This window comes from Saccharibacillus alkalitolerans (genome assembly GCF_011090185.1).
GTDB lineage: Bacteria > Bacillota > Bacilli > Paenibacillales > Paenibacillaceae > Saccharibacillus > Saccharibacillus alkalitolerans.
Genome location: NZ_JAAFGS010000015.1, coordinates 21,036 through 38,953, shown reverse-complemented (window position 1 = coordinate 38,953; position 17,918 = coordinate 21,036). Strand labels below are relative to the sequence as shown.

At 59.1% G+C, this 17,918-nt stretch carries 15 protein-coding genes; 1 reads left to right on the top strand and 14 read right to left on the bottom strand.

Annotation, left to right across the window (positions count from 1 at the left end; translation table 11 throughout):
* Positions 1-27 precede the first annotated feature (27 nt).
* From ftsH to pth, 13 genes are all read right to left on the bottom strand, one after another.
* Entirely contained in the window at positions 28-2,055 is a 2,028-nt protein-coding gene (gene ftsH, locus GYN08_RS22935) for an ATP-dependent zinc metalloprotease FtsH (RefSeq protein WP_166279867.1), read from the bottom strand.
* 112 nt (positions 2,056-2,167) lie between these two features.
* On the bottom strand, positions 2,168-2,707 hold the full coding sequence (hpt, locus tag GYN08_RS22930) for a hypoxanthine phosphoribosyltransferase (RefSeq protein ID WP_166279864.1): 540 nt from the start codon (positions 2,705-2,707) through the stop codon (positions 2,168-2,170).
* A gap of 65 nt (positions 2,708-2,772) precedes the next feature.
* Complete coding sequence (gene tilS / locus GYN08_RS22925; protein ID WP_166279861.1) at positions 2,773-4,203, bottom strand: tRNA lysidine(34) synthetase TilS; 1,431 nt, start codon at positions 4,201-4,203, stop codon at positions 2,773-2,775.
* Positions 4,204-4,233: 30 nt separating this feature from the next.
* Positions 4,234-5,157, bottom strand: a complete 924-nt coding sequence (locus GYN08_RS22920) for a protein kinase domain-containing protein (protein ID WP_166279859.1) — start codon at positions 5,155-5,157, stop codon at positions 4,234-4,236.
* Positions 5,158-5,386: 229 nt separating this feature from the next.
* Positions 5,387-5,929 carry a S1 domain-containing RNA-binding protein gene (locus GYN08_RS22915; protein WP_166279856.1) on the bottom strand — a complete coding sequence of 181 codons (543 nt, stop codon included), beginning with the start codon at positions 5,927-5,929 and terminating at the stop codon, positions 5,387-5,389.
* A 126-nt stretch (positions 5,930-6,055) separates the two neighbouring features.
* Positions 6,056-6,448: an FtsB family cell division protein gene (locus tag GYN08_RS22910; protein ID WP_166279853.1), complete on the bottom strand. Its 393-nt coding sequence runs from the start codon at positions 6,446-6,448 to the stop codon at positions 6,056-6,058.
* A 319-nt stretch (positions 6,449-6,767) separates the two neighbouring features.
* Complete coding sequence (locus tag GYN08_RS22905; RefSeq protein ID WP_166279850.1) at positions 6,768-7,046, bottom strand: RNA-binding S4 domain-containing protein; 279 nt, start codon at positions 7,044-7,046, stop codon at positions 6,768-6,770.
* Between the two features lie 2 nt (positions 7,047-7,048).
* Positions 7,049-7,321 (bottom strand): HU family DNA-binding protein, encoded by a 273-nt coding sequence (locus tag GYN08_RS22900; protein ID WP_018978486.1) that lies wholly within the window; start codon positions 7,319-7,321, stop codon positions 7,049-7,051.
* 245 nt (positions 7,322-7,566) lie between these two features.
* Positions 7,567-9,054, bottom strand: a complete 1,488-nt coding sequence (yabN, locus tag GYN08_RS22895; RefSeq protein ID WP_166279847.1) for a bifunctional methyltransferase/pyrophosphohydrolase YabN — start codon at positions 9,052-9,054, stop codon at positions 7,567-7,569.
* A 131-nt stretch (positions 9,055-9,185) separates the two neighbouring features.
* The gene (locus GYN08_RS22890; protein WP_166279844.1) at positions 9,186-10,928 is read right to left on the bottom strand and encodes an oligosaccharide flippase family protein; all 1,743 of its coding nucleotides are present in this window, start codon (positions 10,926-10,928) and stop codon (positions 9,186-9,188) included.
* A 108-nt stretch (positions 10,929-11,036) separates the two neighbouring features.
* Entirely contained in the window at positions 11,037-12,188 is a 1,152-nt protein-coding gene (locus tag GYN08_RS22885; protein ID WP_166279841.1) for a peptidylprolyl isomerase, read from the bottom strand.
* Entirely contained in the window at positions 12,169-15,702 is a 3,534-nt protein-coding gene (mfd, locus tag GYN08_RS22880) for a transcription-repair coupling factor (protein ID WP_166279838.1), read from the bottom strand. The genes GYN08_RS22885 and mfd overlap by 20 nt, the downstream gene beginning before the upstream one ends.
* 105 nt (positions 15,703-15,807) lie before the next feature.
* On the bottom strand, positions 15,808-16,368 hold the full coding sequence (gene pth, locus GYN08_RS22875) for an aminoacyl-tRNA hydrolase (RefSeq protein ID WP_166279836.1): 561 nt from the start codon (positions 16,366-16,368) through the stop codon (positions 15,808-15,810).
* Between the two features lie 137 nt (positions 16,369-16,505).
* Between pth and GYN08_RS22870 the strand changes: the two genes are divergently transcribed.
* Positions 16,506-16,706, top strand: coding sequence for a hypothetical protein (locus tag GYN08_RS22870; protein WP_166279833.1), 201 nt, complete (start codon positions 16,506-16,508; stop codon positions 16,704-16,706).
* Positions 16,707-16,843: 137 nt separating this feature from the next.
* Here GYN08_RS22870 and GYN08_RS22865 read toward each other — a convergent pair whose 3' ends face one another.
* Positions 16,844-17,794: a ribose-phosphate diphosphokinase gene (locus GYN08_RS22865; protein WP_166279831.1), complete on the bottom strand. Its 951-nt coding sequence runs from the start codon at positions 17,792-17,794 to the stop codon at positions 16,844-16,846.
* Positions 17,795-17,918: the final 124 nt, after the last annotated feature.

The following is a 17,918-nucleotide window of genomic DNA, read 5'->3' as shown; positions in this document are numbered from 1 at the left end:
CGACGATGAACGCCGCCTGCCGTCCTGTTAGGACTGGGTCGTCCCTCCGCCGGAATCTCCGCGCTTATTCATCGGGTCGTTCGGAATGTCTCCGTCCTTGCCGAGATCCACGGGATCCGATTCATCCAGACGCACATTGGTATTGCCGATGCTGTCGAACGTCGGGTCGGCTGCCGGTTCGGAGTCTTCCGGTTTGTTCGTGACGGCGCCCTCCGGAGCTTCGATCGTGCCGTATTCGATCAGATTGCGGATCTGATCGATTTCCAGCGTCTCCACTTCGAGCAGCGTATTGGCGATCAAGTGCACTTCCTTCGCATGATCGGTCAGCACCTGACGCGCTCTCTCGTACGATTCGTTGACAAAACGCTGCATTTCCTGATCGATCTCATGCGCTACGGCGTCGCTGTAGTTCGGTTCGTGTCCGAGATCGCGGCCCAGGAAGACCTGGCCCTGACCGGTTCCGAACTGCATCGGACCGAGCTTCTCGCTCATGCCGTATTCCATGATCATGCTGCGCACGATGCCGGTCGCCTGCTGGAAGTCGCTGTATGCGCCGGTACCGATCTCGCCGATGAACAGTTCTTCCGATACGCGTCCGCCCAGGAGGCCGGTAACGCGGTCGAGCAGTTCCTGCTTCGTCACGAGCATGCGGTCTTCTTTCGGCAGCATGATGACGTAGCCGCCTGCGCGGCCGCGAGGAATGATCGTGACTTTATGCACCATATCGGCGTGTTCGAGGAAGTAGCCGACGATCGTGTGACCCGCTTCGTGGTAAGCCACGATGCGTTTCTCCCGTTCGCTGATCACGCGGCTTTTCTTCTCCGTACCGACGATGACGCGATCGATCGCTTCGTCGATCTCCTGCATCGAGATATCTTTGCGATCGCGGCGCGCCGCGATCAGCGCCGCTTCGTTCAGGAGGTTCTGCAGATCGGCGCCCGAGAAGCCCGTCGTGCGCTTCGCGATTTTGTCGAGCTGAACGTCCTTCGTGAGCGGCTTGTTGCGGGCGTGAACGTGCAGCACCGCTTCGCGTCCTTTGACATCCGGGCGGTCGACCGTGATTTGACGGTCGAAACGTCCCGGACGCAGCAGGGCCGGGTCGAGGATATCCGCGCGGTTCGTCGCCGCGATAATGATGATGCCTTCGTTTTCGCCGAAACCGTCCATTTCGACGAGCAGCTGGTTGAGCGTCTGCTCGCGTTCGTCGTGTCCGCCGCCGAGACCTGCGCCCCGCTGACGTCCGACGGCGTCGATTTCGTCGATGAAGATGATACAAGGCGCGTTTTTCTTCGCGTTCTCGAACAAGTCGCGGACCCGCGAAGCGCCGACGCCGACGAACATTTCGACGAAGTCGGAACCCGAGATGCTGAAGAACGCCACGCCGGCTTCGCCGGCTACCGCGCGGGCGAGCAGCGTCTTACCGGTACCCGGAGGGCCGACAAGCAGCACGCCTTTCGGAATTCTCGCGCCGAGAGCGGAGAATTTGCGCGAATCCTTAAGGAATTCCACGACTTCGACGAGTTCCTGTTTCTCTTCGTCTGCTCCGGCAACGTCGTTGAAGGTCACTTTCTTCTTTTCTTCGTTGTAAAGTCTCGCCCGGCTTTTGCCGAAGTTCATGACTTTACCGCCGCCGCCCTGGGCTTGATTGAAGAGGAAGAAGAACAGCACGAACATCAGAATCAGAGGAATGAACGAGGTAAGCAGCGTAACCCAGATGCTAGGACCCTGCATCGGCTTCCACGAGACCTGCACCTCGTTGTTTTCCATCGTATCGATCAGATTGTTAACCACCGATTCGGTGGACGGAATATACGTCGAGAACGTTTTTGGCCCGTTTTCCTCAAGCGGAGCCTTATACGTTCCGGTCACCAAATAAGAGTAGTTGTCGAACTGGAACGTGGCCTTTTCCACGTTGTCGTTCTGCACCTGCTGGACCAGTTCGTCGTATCTTGGAGCTTGGGCCGTATCCCGGCCGCCGTTCAAAAACTGAATAATGCCTACCACGACAAGAAAAAGGATTAAATAAAAGCCAGAATTCCGGATGAACCGATTCATCCCCAACCTCCTCTCAAGACACTGAAGTTATTTTAACATAGTACGTTCACACATCACAAATTCAGACGAGGAGCGGACTTCGGAGCGGACAAGCCCCGGTCCGGCACGCGAATTATTTCGTGTAAACCTCCGGTTTGAGCACGCCGATATACGGCAGGTTGCGGTAGTGCTCCGCGTAGTCCAGACCATAGCCGACGACGAAAGCGTCCGGCAGAACAAAGCCCGTGTAATCCGCTTCCATCTTCACCGAGCGGCCCGACGGCTTGTCGAACAGCGTGACAACCTTCACGCTCTTGGCGTTGCGGTTCTTCAGCAGCTCGATCAAATGGCTCAGCGTAAGTCCGCTGTCGATGATGTCTTCCACGATCAGTACGTCGCGGCCTTCCACCGTCGTATCCAAATCCTTGATAATTTTAACCACGCCGGACGATTTGGTCGCCGCTCCGTAGCTCGATACCGCCATAAAATCGAGTTCGATCGGTACCGTAATGCGTTTGACCAGATCGGCCATAAAAATGAACGCGCCTTTCAGTACGCAGATGACGAGCGGATTGCGGCCTTCGTACTCGCCGCTGAGCTGCTCGCCCAATTCCTTGATTTTGGCCTGGAGTTCCTCTTCGCTGATAAGCACTTCCTGAATGTCGTTTTGCAACGTGCATGACCCTCCCGTAATCGTGATCTGATTCGATCTTCTTTCTATCTTATAAACCAAAACCGTCAACAAAGAGCCCGATCTATCCGAATATATAGAATCTTCTCGCTCCGACGGTCCAACCAGGCGTGCTTGGAACGCTTCAAGCCGCCGAGCCAGAGTATGCGTCCTCCGGCGTCGCAGACGAGCGGAATCAGGCCGCGCTGGGACGGAGCGATCTTTTCGTCGATCAGCAGATCCTTGACTTTCTTCGTGCCGGCTCCGCGCGGAAGCTCGATCCGGTCTCCCGGAAGGCGCGAACGCACGGTCAGCGGGTATTCGAGACGATCCGCGTCGAAAGCGGCTTCTTCCGGTCCCAGAGTCGTGAACGCCTCGTCGTCCGGGACTTTCCGCTCTTCTTCGAAGATCATTCCGAGACTTCCGAACCGCAAGGTCCGGATACCCGGTTCCCTGCCGATCGTCTCCGCCCGAAGAACGCCGGGCTCGGGCCTGCCGAGACGGAAAAACGCACGATCGTACTCGCGCGTACAGGTCCGGCCGTATCCGAGGTCCAGCGTCCAGGTCGAATCGTCCGGGGAGAGCAGACGCCGGCGGACAAGGTCCACCTTGGCGAAGTCGGTCTCCGCCCCCGGCTCCGACAGGTAATTTAATATTAATTTAACGAGCCTGCGTTGTAAAGCGAAGGGCAGGGCGGAGAAGGCCGTCCGATCAAGCTCGGTTCCTTCTTTCCGGCCCCGGCAGGTTTGTTCGAACGCCAGAAGCGTTTGTTCGTGCAGATAGTCTTCCTCCGGCCCGAGCGTGTCTGCCAGGCGGTTCAGCGCCGCCGACAGCTTTGCGTTGTAGCTCTCCAGGTGGGGAAAAGTATCCAACCGCAGGCGGTTCCGGGCATAATCGGTGCCTGCGTTGCTGCTGTCCGTCGCGTACCGGATACCGTTATTTTCGCAAAAAACGACAAGGGCTTCTTTTTCGAACCGCAGCAGCGGACGAACGACTCGCAGACCTTCCCACAGCCGGATCCGCCGCATGCCCGCCAGACCTCCCGTTCCGCTGCCTCGCAGCAGATGCAGCATAACCGTCTCCGCCTGGTCCCCGGCGTGATGGGCCAGCGCAATCGCGGAAGCCCGATGTCTCAGGGCGGCTTCCCTCAGAAAGCGATATCGCAGTTCGCGTGCCGCGGCCTGCGTGCCGAGCCCCGCTTGCCTTTTATACCCGCGCACGTCGGGTTCGCCCAGTTCGAACGGCACGCCGAGCCCTGCCGCCGCCGCGCGAACCAGTTCCGCTTCCTCCGCGGATTCTTCAGGTCTCAGCCCGTGGTTGACATGCGCGCAGACCAGGCCGAATCCCTCTTCCCTCGACAAAACGTGCAGCAGATGCAGCATCGCCATGGAATCGGGTCCCCCCGATACGGCGGCGACGACGGTGTCCCCGGTCTTCCACATGCCGTATTCCCGGATTTCTTCCCTTGCCTCCCGCAGCAATCCGTTCCGATCGTTCATTCCCAGGCCTCCTTCTCTCCCGCCGATTCCTTACAGCGACAGCACCGTATACAGCACGGCGGCCAGCAGCAGCAGCGAACCGCAAAACGCGGCCGCCAGAAGCTTGGAGGCGCCTTTGCGTCCGTCTGCGGGCAGACGCCGGCAGAGCGCGTTCCAGTAGGCATGCGCTTCCCGCGAATTGACGAAACCGCCGCGCAGGGCGCGATCCAGCCACGGTTCGAACGGGCGCAGAGCAGGGATCTTCCCGGCCAACTGCACCAGGTCTTCGGGACTGCGCGTCTGCGGCAGCAGTGCGGCGTCCAGCCGGCGCAGTCCCCGTTCGTCGAATACATGCAGGCACAGAACCGCAAAGGCGAACAGATCATAGCCGGGATCGGCCGTCCGGCTGCCCGCATTCCAATACTTGCGGTCATACCAGCCGCTGTACTGCTTGACGTTCCCTCCGATGGAAGTCGCGCCGCCGTAATCGACCAGCTCGACCCCCCCGCTTTCTTCCACCAGCACGTGGCAGGGCTTAAGGTCGCCGAAGATAAATCCCGCCTGATGCAGGCCCGACAGGCGATCGAGCAGCCCGAGCCCCGCGGCGCCGATCTGGCGATATCCGTACTTGCGGATGTAGGCATCGATCGGGACTCCGCGGACGAATTTCATCACGTAAAAGGGCACCGAACGTCCGTCTGTCTTAAACCGGTCGGCATCCAGCAGAAAAGGCCGGCGGCTTCCCCGGTCGAGCTCGTGCTTTTTCAGCTCCGCCAGCACTTCGACTTCCGCTTTCAGTTCGGGCTTTTCCGGACCGGCCTTGAGCGCGGCCTGCTGCCCGCCCGCCGTCCGGACCAAATACACGTTGCCGTTGGAACCTCGTCCGATCAGCGACTGAATCGTGTATTGTCCGCCCTGGGACGCTCCGGTTACGACCGTTCCCGGCGTAAATCCCGGTAAATCTGGTGCAGCCACTCGGCATCCCGTCCTTTCCGGTGCGATTCCGGCGAAATTCCAAATCCGCCATTCACATCCAGTGTATCATAACGCTTCCGGCCGGGCAGCCCTGCCGGGCGACCGTTCGGATTTCCTGTTCCCGTTCTTTATCGGTCAATCCGGGGAGTTCGCTGAAGCCTTTGTTGCGGCACAAAGCAAAAAACCGCGAGCGGCTGAGCTGAGCCATTCGCGGTGCTCGAAACTATAATTACGATCTCTTGGCGCCACGGCCTCCGCGTTTGGATTCCGTGTTTTTCTTGATCGAAGAAATTCTCTCTTCGCTGTCCTTAAGGAAACGGGACAATTTATCATCGAACGAAGGCTTACCGAATGCGGGCTTGCCGAATGCAGGTTTACCGCCGCCAGGAGGTCTGGATGGTCTTCCGCCGCCGCTGCCGCCGCGGTTGAATCCTCCTCCGCCGCCACCGCCGCTGAAGCGTTCGCCCCCGCCGCTGCCAGGGCCGCGATCTTGTCTGGGCGGACGGGAAGATGGCGCAGGCGCAGAGCCGGCAGGACGATCCACGGTTTGCTTGATGGACAATCCGATCTTGCCGTCTTTGTCGACATTGATGACCTTAACCGTCACGACGTCGCCGATCTTCAGGTGGTCATTCACATCTTTTACATAGTTATCGGCGATTTCCGAGATGTGAACGAGACCCGTGACACCTCCGGACAAATCCACAAATGCTCCAAAATGCGTGATGCCTGTCACTTTGCCCTCTAATTTGGTGCCCACTTCAATTGCCATAGAATAAAATGATCCTCCCTTAAAAATATACAGCCGAATCAGTCACATTCCGGTCTGCGGTGATTTGATTATAACGGAAGCGCAATCGGCGGTCAACAAACAAAACCGCGTGAAACCGCGGAAAAGCTACTCTCCTCCGCCTTCTCCGGTGACCCGGATCGGGATCTCTTCCGGTTTGAACATATTGTATTCCTTACGTGCGATTTGCGCGATATATTCGGGATCCTGGAGACGCTTGATCTCCGCTTGAACGTCGTTAAGCTTCGCTTCGCTGGCGACTTTGGCTTCCCGGGTCGTTTCCAGCTCCGCCGCTTTGTCCGCGATGACGGAAGACTGCCCGATCAACGTATATACAGCCCAACTGCACAAAGCGATCATTAAGACGGCCCACAAACGAAGACGTTTCTTACCGCTCTGCTGCCGATTCGACGAAGTTCGCCGGACCTCGGTCCGAGTCGCCTTGGACGTTCGTTCAGTCTGATGGTTGTCTGGCTTGGGTGCTGCGGAAGTCGCTCTCATGGAACCCTCCTTCACCGGACTGCTTCCGGCTTTTATGTAAAATGACGCATGGCCGATTCCCCGACAAACGGCGGTTTGGCACACGATCCAATTCTTTTATCGGAAAGCAAGCGGCCCAGCTCGATAGAGCGGCAGAACTATTATTAAGCCGAAAATGCTCGGTCAATAGTCTCTCCTGCCTAACTTTCATGTTCATCTTAAACATTAACACAAAAAATCGAACTGTGAAGCAAAAAAAAGTCATATTTATGCCGAAAAGGCGCTTCCGCGTTAGCGGAAACGCCATAAATCGATATTCGGCTATCAAAAAGCGGGTCTGTCAGAAGTTCAATCCGTCTTCTCTCGGAAGCGGCTCTTCCTTCACGACGGTGTACATGCCTGCGGCTTCGTCCTTGCGGGTCGTGTCGGCGATTCGTTCGACGCGAACGGTAACGAGCTTCTGGCCGAACTGCACGGTAATTTCGTCGCCGATCTTCACCGAAGCGCTGGGCTTGGCCTCGCGGCCGTTAATCAGCACGCGGCCCTGCTCGGACACGTCCTTCGCTACGGTGCGACGCTTGATCAGCCTGGACACTTTCAGGAATTTATCGACACGCATAATTACTTAACCGCGTCTTTGAGTTTGTTGCCGGCTTTGAACGCGGGAACGCTGGACTCGGCAATCGTGATCGGTTCGCCGGTTTGCGGGTTGCGGCCCGTGCGGCCTGCGCGCTTGCGGGTTTCGAACGTGCCGAAGCCGATGAGCTGCACTTTGTCGCCGCTTGCCAGAGCTTCGGTTACGCCGTCCATGAATCCGTTCAGTACGGCTTCGACTTCTTTTTTGCCTACTCCGCTTTTTTCCGCGATGCTGTTGATCAGTTCTGTTTTATTCATTGGTTTCATTCCTCCCGGGATTTTAAAATCGCGTCTTTTCGCCTGGGCACCGGACGCCGAATCGGAATCCGTACCGGTACCGGGATCGAGACGCTCAATAATAATGATAAGCGGAGCACGGGAATGATCCGCGCCGCCGCGGTTATCCGTTGTCTGAGCAGCCTGCACGCTTGCGGGCGCCTATCCTCATATTCTGGATTCCGACGCGTTTTCCTCTTTCGCGGACAGGCGCTTTGAAAATTTTGTCACTTCGTTTGTTCCGCGCCTTTGGCTTCGTTCCACAAAGCATCCATTTCCTCGAGGGTGCTGCCTTGCGGCGAGCTTCCCTGCTCGCGCAGCCGATCCTCGATATAGCGGAAGCGGCGGCGGAACTTGTCGTTGACGAGCGACAGGGCTTCTTCGGGATCCGCATCCAAGAAGCGCGACGCATTGACCGCGGAGAAGAGCAGATCGCCCAATTCGAGCTTAAGCGATTCCGAATCGGCTCCCTCGGCCAGCGCTTCGCGCAGCTCGCCCAGTTCCTCTTCGATCTTCGCAAAGACGTCTTCGATCTTCTCCCAGTCGAAGCCGGCCTTCGCCGCCTTCTTCTGGAGCTTGTACGCCTTCATAAGCGCCGGGAGATCTCTCGGAACGCCGTCGAGCAGCGAAGCTTCGGGCGCGGATGCGCCCTTGCGCTTCTTCTCTTCCGCCTTCATGGCGTCCCAATTCTTGAGCGCCTCGTCGGCGCTGCCGGCCGCCCGGTCTCCGAATACATGGGGATGGCGGAAGATCAGCTTCTCGTTCAATCCGCGAATCACGTCGTAGACGGTGAACGTGCCGACTTCCTCTTCCATGCGGGAGTGCAGCATGATCTGCAGCAGCAGATCCCCCAGCTCTTCGCGCATATGGTCCGGATCGTCGTCGTCGATCGTTTCCAGCACTTCGTACGTCTCCTCGATCAGATTTTTGCGAATCGAGGCGTGCGTCTGCTCCATATCCCACGGGCAGCCGCCCGGACTGCGCAGAATGCCCACGATCTCGTGCAGCCTCGCAAAGCTGCCGATCGTCAGCGACTCGTCGTCGGCCTTCGGTATGTAGACGAGCGACAGATTGCCGTACCCTTCCAGCCGATCCAACTCGTATAAGGGAACGCGCAGAATCCGTTCTTCGCCTTCCACGCCGAGCGCATGACCCACGATAACCGGATGATCGTCGGGGTAGACTTCCATCAAACCGAGTTTAACCTCCGAGGCAGTCAGCGAATCGTAGACCTGCCCGATCAGCGTGTGCAGGGAAGGGCGGATGCTCTCGACCGTCACGTCCGAAGAGTCCAGCAGTTGGAACCCTTCGATCGGATCGAAGCCCAACCGGACAAAGGCCTGGTCGAGGAAGCTTTCCCCGCCCAGCACCTTCAGAGGAATCCCCGCTTCCTCGGCATATTCGCGCAGCAGCAGTACCGTCTTCTCCGCGACCATGGGATGACCCGGAACCGCATAGACAAGCTCGCCGGAGGCGGCAAGCTCGACAAGCCGCCGGGCAATCGTCTCGTACACGTCGCTGAACGATCCGTTGTTCTCGTAGACCGAGTCGAACGACTCGAAAGCGATGCCCTCCCCGGCGATCCGGTTCATGACCGGATGCTCCTTGGTCCGCACATAAATCCGGGACGCGCCCTGAAGAACTTTCCATATACCCAGCGTCAGCTGATCCGGATCGCCGGAGCCAAGTCCGACGACCGTAATTCCCGTACCCATTGCCATTCCTCTCCTTCCGCTGCACCTCGCATTTTACCACTATATCACGGGTTCCGGCGAATTGCGAATCCAAAATGCGTACAGACGTTCCCGCAGACCAAAAAAGCAAAACCCGCCGGATGCGACGCCGGCTACGCTTCCCGCCGAAGACGCCGTGCCAAAGCGGCGAGCTTCGCGCCGCCGGGCAGCGCGGACAGCTCCGCGTCCGACACCGCGCGGGTGTAGACGAGCGCGGCGGCGAAGACGAGCACGCCGGCGGCGACGCCCGCGACGCTCGTCAGCAGCGCGCCCGCGCGGCCGCCGAGTTCCGCGGCGGAGAGCAGCACGCCGCACAGCAGGCGGGCGGAATAGGCGGCCAGCGCCGTCAGCCCCGCCAGCAGCAGGGGCTGGAGCAGCGCGCGGCGCACGCCGCCGCGCAGGCCGGTCAGACGGGCGAGCACCAGGACGCCGAGCAGCGCGGCGGCCATGTAGGAGACGGCGCCGGCCAGAGCGGCGCCGGAGATGCCCATCTGCGGCACCAGCAGCAGATTGAGCACCAGCTTCAGCGCGGCCGAGACGATCAGGAACAGCGCGGGCGCGCGCACGGCGCCGATGCCCTGCAGCAGCGCGGCCGAGACGATGCCGAGCGTGCCGCCGGCGGCCGACAGCGCCGTCCAGCGCAGCGCGTCCGTGCCTTCCGCGTCGGCGTACAGCATGACGTTGACCGGCTCGGCCAACGCGGCCAGGCCGGCGGCGGCCGTCAGGCCGAGAATCCACAGCCAGCGCAGCGACGTACCCGCGGAAGAGCGGATCCGGTCTTCTTCGCCGCGGGCTTTCGCCTCGGCGATCGCGGGCAGCAGCAGCGTCGAAAGCGAGGTCGCCAGCATGAAGACGAGCTGCACGAGCGGAATACCCCGGTTATAGACGCCGAACTGCTCCATGGAAGCCAGGTCGTTCCATCCGGCTCCCTGCAGCAGGCGCGGCACGGTGAGCGTATCGACCAGATTTAACAGCGGCTGGGACAGCGAGCCGACAAATACGGGAACCGCATAGATCAACAGCCGCTTCGCCCACTGCCCCGACGTGAAGCGCTTCGGCCGTTCCGCCGAATCGGCCGCCGCTTCAACGAAGCCGGGCTCCTTCTCCGCATAAGCATCCGAAGCGCCGACCGACCGCAAAGCTTCCTCTTCGGCCTCGCGTTCGGCCTGCACGGCCAATTTCGCCGCCGACGGGCGCCAAGCGCGGCCGCTGCGGCCGTAACGGCGCCAGAACAGCAGCATGGCGCCCAAGCCCGCCAGTCCGCCCCCGGCCGAGCCCAGCGCGGCTCCGGCCGCGATACGCTCGTCCGACGCTCCCGCCGCGTTCAGCGTCAGCAGCAGCGCCACCATAACGCCGACGCGGACGATCTGCTCCGTCACCTGCGACACGGCTGTCGGCAGCGCCTGCTGCAGCCCCTGGAAAAAGCCGCGCAGCGCAGCCATCGGCGGTACGACGAGCAGCGCCAGCGCAGCCGCCCGCAGCGGAAGAAGCGTATGCTCGCTCCCGATCCAGCCGGACAGGGCGGGAGCGAAGGACCACATGCCCAGCGCCATCAGAAGACCGGCGCTGCAGGCCGTCAGGAGGCCGGCAAATAGCACCTTGCGCACGCCGCGCTCGTCCGATTCCGCCGTCCTTTCCGCGACGTACTTCGAAATGGCCGCCGGCAGAGCCGCCGTCACGAATACCGCCAGAAACGCATAAAAGGAATAAACGGTCGTATAAATGCCGAACACGCCGTCTCCGCCTATGTTTTGCAGCGGGATTTTCTGCAGCGTGCCGATCAGCTTGGACAGGATCGCCGCGGTTCCGAGGATAAAAGCGCCCCGCAGCAGACCCGATGAAGCGGGCGTCTTCATGCGGCGCCCTCCTTTCCTTCCGGGAGTCCTTCGGACTCCCGGCGTTTTTCGGCTCAAAAAAATAGCGCGGGTTGCGCGCTATTTTGGGGTTTCGTTATGAGTCGCGATTTACTTGCCGTCCGTCTTCGTATCGGTCGTCGTTCCGGCATCGCCGGATCCGTCCGTCGCGGCGCCCTGATCGGCCGGCGCGCCTTGATCCGCGCCTTCCGTGGCCGCTCCGTCCGTGCCTTCGATCGAAGTGCCGTCGGTTCCTTCGGCCGGCGCTCCGTTCGGATCTCCGGCTGCAGGCGCTTCTTCGTCCTTGAACTCTTCCTTGCTCTTCGTGATGCCTTTCAGCTCTTTTTCCATGAAATCGTTCAGCTTGGTGGAAGCGAGGTTGCGGCGAACCGATTCCTTCACTTCGTCCGTGAGCGTGTCGTTTCTTTTCTCGACTTTGATGACATGGTAGCCGTATTCCGTCTTGACCGGATCGCCGACTACGCCGACTTCTTGTTCCATGGCCGCTTTCTTGAACGCCTCAACCCATTGGCTGACGGCAGCGTCCGCGTACAGGCCGCCGTTCGAAGCCGAACCCGGATCTTCCGACAGTTCCTCCGCGACTTTGGCGAAATCTTCGCCTTTGTCGACTCTTGCCTTGGCTTCCTTCGCCAGCTTCAGCGTTTCGGCGTCGGTACGCTTGCTGCCTTCGGCGTCGGTGAAGTTGATCAGAATGTGGCGAACGTCCGCCGTGATATAAGCTTCCTTGTTGGCGTCGTATTCCTTCTGCACTTCTTCGTCCGTCACTTGGTCGGACATATACTGCACGGCCGTCATTACCTGAGTCATGTAAGTCGTCAGGTCCTGTTCGGTGATGTTTTGCGACGTCAGCATCGTGTCGAGCTGCTCCTGATCGACCTGCGCCTTCAGCTGGTCGATTTGCTCGGTCGCCATATCGGCGCCCTTCTTCTTCTCTTCGTCCGTCGCTTTGCCTTCCAGATAGTTATAAGCGATCTGTTGGTCGAGCATATAGTTTTTGATTTCGGCCGAATCCATCAACGAAGCATAGGTCGGCTGAAGGAATTTCATTACGTTCAGTTCGGTATTGAACTGGTCTTCCGTCACCGTTCCTCCGTCGTAAGTGGCCAGTACCTTGCTGTCGTCGGTCTTTGCGGTGTCGTTATCGGCTTTGTCGCCGCAGGCCGCCAGCACGGAAAAAGACAATACCGCGACTGCGCCGAGCGACGCCAATTTTCCCCATTTTTTATGACTTGACTGCATCATGAAGTTCTCCCTTCGATTTGAACGCTTCTTGGAGGGCGTCCAGAACCCGCTCCAGCGTCTCCAGCCGTTCGGATTCCGGCAGGCTCTTGCCCTTGATCGTAAACGCAAGAGGCATGCCCTGCTTAAATTGTACACTGCTTTCGAACCGATTTCCAATTCGCGCGAGTTTGGACGGTTCGGCCGCCTTTTCCTGTCCTTCGTAGAACGTCACCGTGAAGTCGTCGCCTTTTCTCGCGATGCTCTCGATGCCGTACATCCGTCCGTAAATCTTGAAGCGCGCCACCTGCATCAGGCGCACGACCGCTTCCGGCATCTCGCCGAAACGGTCGAGCAGCTCGTCCTCCAATTCCAGCACGTCTTCGAAGGTCGTGGCCGCAGCCACTTTTTTGTAAATCTCGATTTTTTGGATGCTGTCGTAGATATAGTCCGAAGGCAGATAAGCGTCGATCGACAGGTCGATCATCGTGCTCCAGTTCTTGTCGTCCGCCGGCGCTTCGCCCAGCATCGAGATTTTGCGTTTCTGAATTTCTTCGGCCAGCATCTGCGAGTACAGATCAAAACCGACCGACGCGATAAAGCCGGACTGCTCCGCGCCCAGCAGGTTGCCCGCGCCGCGGATCGACAGGTCTCGCATCGCGATCTTGAAGCCCGAGCCGAGTTCCGTGAATTCCTTGATCGACTGAAGGCGCTTCTCGGCGACTTCGGTCAGAACCTTATCTTTTTGATAAGAGAAGTACGCGTAAGCGATCCGGTTGGAACGACCGACCCGTCCTCTCATTTGATACAGCTGCGACAAGCCCATTTTGTCCGCGTCATGCACGATCAGCGTATTGACGTTCGGGATATCCACCCCGGTCTCGATAATGCTGGTGCTGACCAGAACGTCCGACTCGCCTTCCAGGAAGTCGAGAATGGTCCGCTCCAGCTCCTGCTCGCTCATCTGGCCGTGACCCACGCTGACGCGCGCGTCGGGTACGAGCTCGGAGATTTCCGCCGCTTTTTCATGAATGCCCTGCACGCGGTTGTACAGGTAGTAGACCTGTCCTCCGCGGGCAAGCTCCCGTTCGATCGCTTCGCGCACGAGCGTCGGGCTGTATTCGACGACGTACGTCTGCACCGGAAACCGGTTTTCCGGCGGCGTCTCGATAACCGACAAGTCGCGTACGCCGAGCATGGACATGTGCAGCGTGCGCGGAATCGGCGTAGCCGTCAGCGTCAGCACGTCCACGTTCGTTTTGAGGCGTTTGAGTTTTTCTTTATGCGTGACGCCGAAGCGCTGCTCTTCGTCGACGATGAGCAGGCCCAGATCCTTGAATACGAGGTCCTGGGACAAAATGCGGTGCGTGCCGATAATGACGTCGATCGTGCCCTGCTTGACGCCCTTGATCGTCTCGTTCTGCTCTTTGCGCGAACGGAAACGGCTGAGGACGCCGATATTGAACGGGTAGCCCTCGAAGCGTTCCTTGAACGTTTCGTAGTGCTGCTGCGCCAGAATCGTCGTCGGCACGAGAATGGCCACCTGCTTGCCTTCGATCGCCGCCTTGAACGCCGCCCGGATCGCCACTTCCGTCTTGCCGTAGCCGACGTCTCCGCACAGCAGGCGGTCCATCGGACGGCTCATCTCCATGTCGCCCTTGATCTCTTCGATCGCCCGGAGCTGATCCCTCGTCTCTTCGTAAGGGAACGTATTTTCGAATTCCTGCTGATCCGGCGTATCCTTGTCGAAGCTGTAGCCGGCCGAAGCCTGGCGTTCCGCGTACAGCTTGATCAGGTCGTCGGCGATATCCTGCACGGACGAGCGGACTTTGGTCTTGACCCGGGTCCATTCGTTGCCGCCCAGCTTGTAGACCTTCGGCTCTTTGTCTTCGGCGCCGACGTATTTCTGAATCAGGTCGATCTGCTCGATCGGCACGGACAGCTTGTCTCCGCCCGCGTACATGATATGCATGTAGTCCTTATGGATGCCGCCGACTTCGAGCGTGCCGATGCCGAGGTACTTGCCGATGCCGTGGTTTTGGTGCACGACATAGTCGCCGACCTTCAGCTCGGTGTAGCTCTTGATGCGCTCGGCGTTGTCGATCTGCTTGGACCCGCTGTTTTTACGGACTTTGCGCTGCTTCTGCGCGAACAGCTCGCCTTCCGTAATGACGACCAGATGCGCGGACGGAAGTTCGAAGCCTCCCTGCAGATGGCCGCGCACGATCTCCGGCGTTTCGATCTCGTAATCGTCCAGCACGCGGCGGATGCGCTCGGCCCGTTCGTCGTCTCCGGCCAGCATGATGACGCGCATATTGGACTTTTTCCAGCGGTCCATCTCGGCCTTCAGCACGTTCATTTGTCCGTGGAAGTCCTGCATGGTCCGGCTGACCACATTGACGACCTGCCCCGGATGGGTGCGCGGAATTTGCCGGACGAACAGAGACAGGAACAGCGTCTGGAACGGGCGCTGATACACGGCCCCGTCGCCTTCGATCGCCAGCGGCAGATCCGGCAGGCTCTTCCCGCTCTGCAGCAGATGCAGATTCCACTCGGCTTCGTCGCGCTCGAGCTGCGAAGCCGTGTCGAGCAGACGCGAAGGCTCGTCCATCAGCAGCAGCGTGTTTTCCGGCATGTAATCGTACAGCGTCCGCTGTTCCGGATAGATCAGCGACACGTATTTGTACATCTCCGGGAAATGGATCTGCTGACGCAGCATGTCGATCTCGCGGCCGATTTCCTGCTGCATCGCCGTTTTGGCTTTGCGGTCGGTCATCCGTTCGAGCTGCTTCTCCAGCAGCGCCGCGGCCGCGTCGGCCGCTTTACGCATCCGTTCGCCGCTTGCCACAAGCTCACGGCTCGGCAGGATGCGGACACTTTTGACCTTATCGATCGAACGCTGGTCTTCCGGATCGAACGTGCGGATCGAGTCGACCTCGTCGTCGAACAGTTCGACCCGGTACGCAAGCTGCGACGTCATCGGGAAAAAGTCGACGATTCCGCCGCGCACGCTCATCTCGCCCCGGGTCTCCACGCGTTCGACGCGCGAATATCCGAGTTCGACCATTCGCAGCAGAAACCGTTCGAGATCCAGCGTTCCGCCTTCTTCAAGCGTGAACTGGGCCTCGCGAATTGCCGTTGGATCCGGCACGAAGCGGCGCAGGCCCGAAAAAGGCACCACCAGAACGCCCTTAAACCCGTCCGCGCAGCGAGTCAGCACTTCGATCCGCTGAGCGATCGTCTCGGGACTGGAAATGGCCGATTCCGCGGCGACCAGCTCGTTGGCCGGGTAGAACAGCACGGTCCCTTCAGGAAGCGCTTCCTGAAGATCATCCGCGATTTTTTGAGCCGAAAAAATATTATGCGTCACAATCAGCAGCGGACGTTCCAGCTCCTGATGCAGGCCCGCCATCATCAACTGGCGCGCCGAGCCCGACAAGCCCGCGACCAACTGCTCCTTCATCCCCGCCGAAACGGCGTCCTTGATGGAGACGAAGTCGTGATCCCGGGCAACTTCTTTGATAAGCGCGTTTAACAAGGGGGGCACCTCTCTTATGCTTGTAAAGTCTCAGACTGGGAAAGTAAAAGGATACGGCACGAAGGCCTTGCGGCACGTAAGGACGTGCGACGAAAAAGGCCTTCTTTATCCATTGAACCGGGCCATCGTTTGTTCAAACGTATGGTCCAGGCTGTATTCGATCGCTTCGCACGTTTTTTCGATCATTTCGTCCAGCAGCGGCTGCTCCGCTTTGGCGAAAGGAGCCAGTACGTAGTCGACGACGGCCATGCCGTTTTGAGGACGGGAAATGCCCATGCGCACGCGGTCGAACGTCTGCGTGCCGGTATGCTGAATGATCGACTTGATCCCGTTATGGCCGCCGGCGCTGCCCTGATAACGCAGCCGGACCCGGCCCACCTCGGTATCCAGGTCGTCGTAGACGACGATCAGGTCTTTCAGTTCGACCTTGTAGTAATCCATATAGGCGCGCACCGATTCGCCGGACAGGTTCATGAACGTCATCGGCTTGATCAGCACGATCTTCTCGCGGCCGATCATGCCTTCGCCGACCAGCGCCTTGCACTTGCTCTGGGTAATCGATATGCCGTGTTTTTGTGCCAATCGGTCCAATGCCATGAATCCGACATTATGGCGCGTTTTTTCATAATTTTTGCCGGGATTCCCCAGCCCAACGATCCATTTCATCTGCCGTGGCTCCTCGTTCGCAATCGTTATGGTTCTGATGCGTATTTTTGTTACAATATAGGGATAAAGCGCAAGGTCGCGCGGCTGGGCCGCGAATCGCCTGCGAGTCAGTATCAGCAAAGGAGCTGTAAAGCGACATGTATTCATTCGGAGCCGTACTCAAAGAAAATCGCCACTTTCACGATCATATGAACGCCGGAGTCCCCGTCGAGGTATATCACCAGGACGTTCCCGTCGATATCGGACTCGTTACCGGCATCCACGACAGCTTCATCGAGATCGGCCAAGCTCTTTATCATCGCGGCCGGTACGTGTTCCTCTCCCGCCCCGGTTATTGACCTTCGGGCCTTCCCCGCCCGCCTTCCGGACGCTCCGGACTTTCCCGCGAGCGCCGGAAACGTTCACGCCGAGAAGGGTTACGCCTCCTTCCGGGAAGGAGGCGTAACCCGCGGCAGGCTTATCGCGATGGGAAATCTTAGAGTTCGAACAGCTTGCTGATCGACAGCTCTTCATGGACGCGAATGATCGCCTCGCCCAGCAGCGGAGCCACGGACAGCACTTTGAGCTTGTTCGTCGGATTCGGATGCGTGATCGGAATGGTATCGGTCACGATGACTTCCTTCAGCGGCGAATTTTCCAAACGATCCATCGCCGGTCCCGAGAGAACCGGGTGCGTGCAGCAGGCGTATACTTCTTTCGCTCCGCCTTCCACCAGGGCGTTCGCGCCGAGCACGATCGTGCCGGCGGTATCGATGATGTCGTCGATCAGAATCGCCGTTTTGCCTTCGATATTCCCGATAATGTTCATGACTTCGCTGACGTTCGGTTCCGGACGCCGCTTGTCGATGATCGCCAGCGGAGCGTTAAGCAGATCCGCCAATTTGCGTGCCCGCACGACGCCGCCGTGGTCCGGCGAGACGACGATCGGATTCTCGATCTGCTTCGAGCGGAAATACTGCGCCAGAATCGGCACGCCCAGCAGGTGATCGACCGGGATGTCGAAGAAGCCCTGAATCTGCATCGCGTGCAGATCCATCGCGATGACGCGATGAGCGCCGGCTTTTTCGATCAGGTCCGCTACCAGCTTCGCCGTAATCGGGTCGCGGGAACGGGCTTTGCGGTCCTGACGCGCATAGCCGTAATACGGAATGACAACGTTAATGCTTTTCGCGGAAGCGCGCTTCAGCGCATCGACCATAACCAGCAGTTCCATCAGATTGTCGTTGACGGGAGCGCAGGTGGACTGGATGATGTAGACGTGGCTGCCGCGCACGCTCTCCGACAGCTTAACCTGAATCTCACCGTCGCTAAAGCTCGTCGTGTGCGATTCGCCCATCGGGATTCCGATATAGTCGGCGATTTGGTTCGCCAACTTGGGGTTCGAATTGCACGTGAATATTTTCAGCTTTGAATCGCAATAAGTCATAGTATTGTAAACCCTCCGTGCTGGTCATTAGTGGTCAGGCGCGCCATAAGCGCCCTGGCTCTGAATATAGCGATGCCGCTCCGACTGGCGGAGCTTTGCCCTTCACGCCGCTTCGAACTCTCGC

Excerpts from the sequence above, each read along its gene's own strand:
- ftsH (WP_166279867.1), bottom strand. The coding sequence starts at position 2,055 with ATGAATCGGTTCATCCGGAATTCTGGCTTTTATTTAATCCTTTTTCTT.
- tilS (WP_166279861.1), bottom strand. The coding sequence starts at position 4,203 with ATGAACGATCGGAACGGATTGCTGCGGGAGGCAAGGGAAGAAATCCGG.
- GYN08_RS22915 (WP_166279856.1), bottom strand. The coding sequence starts at position 5,929 with ATGGCAATTGAAGTGGGCACCAAATTAGAGGGCAAAGTGACAGGCATC.
- GYN08_RS22910 (WP_166279853.1), bottom strand. The coding sequence starts at position 6,448 with ATGAGAGCGACTTCCGCAGCACCCAAGCCAGACAACCATCAGACTGAA.
- GYN08_RS22905 (WP_166279850.1), bottom strand. The coding sequence starts at position 7,046 with ATGCGTGTCGATAAATTCCTGAAAGTGTCCAGGCTGATCAAGCGTCGC.
- GYN08_RS22900 (WP_018978486.1), bottom strand. The coding sequence starts at position 7,321 with ATGAATAAAACAGAACTGATCAACAGCATCGCGGAAAAAAGCGGAGTA.
- yabN (WP_166279847.1), bottom strand. The coding sequence starts at position 9,054 with ATGGGTACGGGAATTACGGTCGTCGGACTTGGCTCCGGCGATCCGGAT.
- GYN08_RS22890 (WP_166279844.1), bottom strand. The coding sequence starts at position 10,928 with ATGAAGACGCCCGCTTCATCGGGTCTGCTGCGGGGCGCTTTTATCCTC.
- GYN08_RS22885 (WP_166279841.1), bottom strand. The coding sequence starts at position 12,188 with ATGATGCAGTCAAGTCATAAAAAATGGGGAAAATTGGCGTCGCTCGGC.
- pth (WP_166279836.1), bottom strand. The coding sequence starts at position 16,368 with ATGAAATGGATCGTTGGGCTGGGGAATCCCGGCAAAAATTATGAAAAA.
- GYN08_RS22870 (WP_166279833.1), top strand. The coding sequence starts at position 16,506 with ATGTATTCATTCGGAGCCGTACTCAAAGAAAATCGCCACTTTCACGAT.
- GYN08_RS22865 (WP_166279831.1), bottom strand. The coding sequence starts at position 17,794 with ATGACTTATTGCGATTCAAAGCTGAAAATATTCACGTGCAATTCGAAC.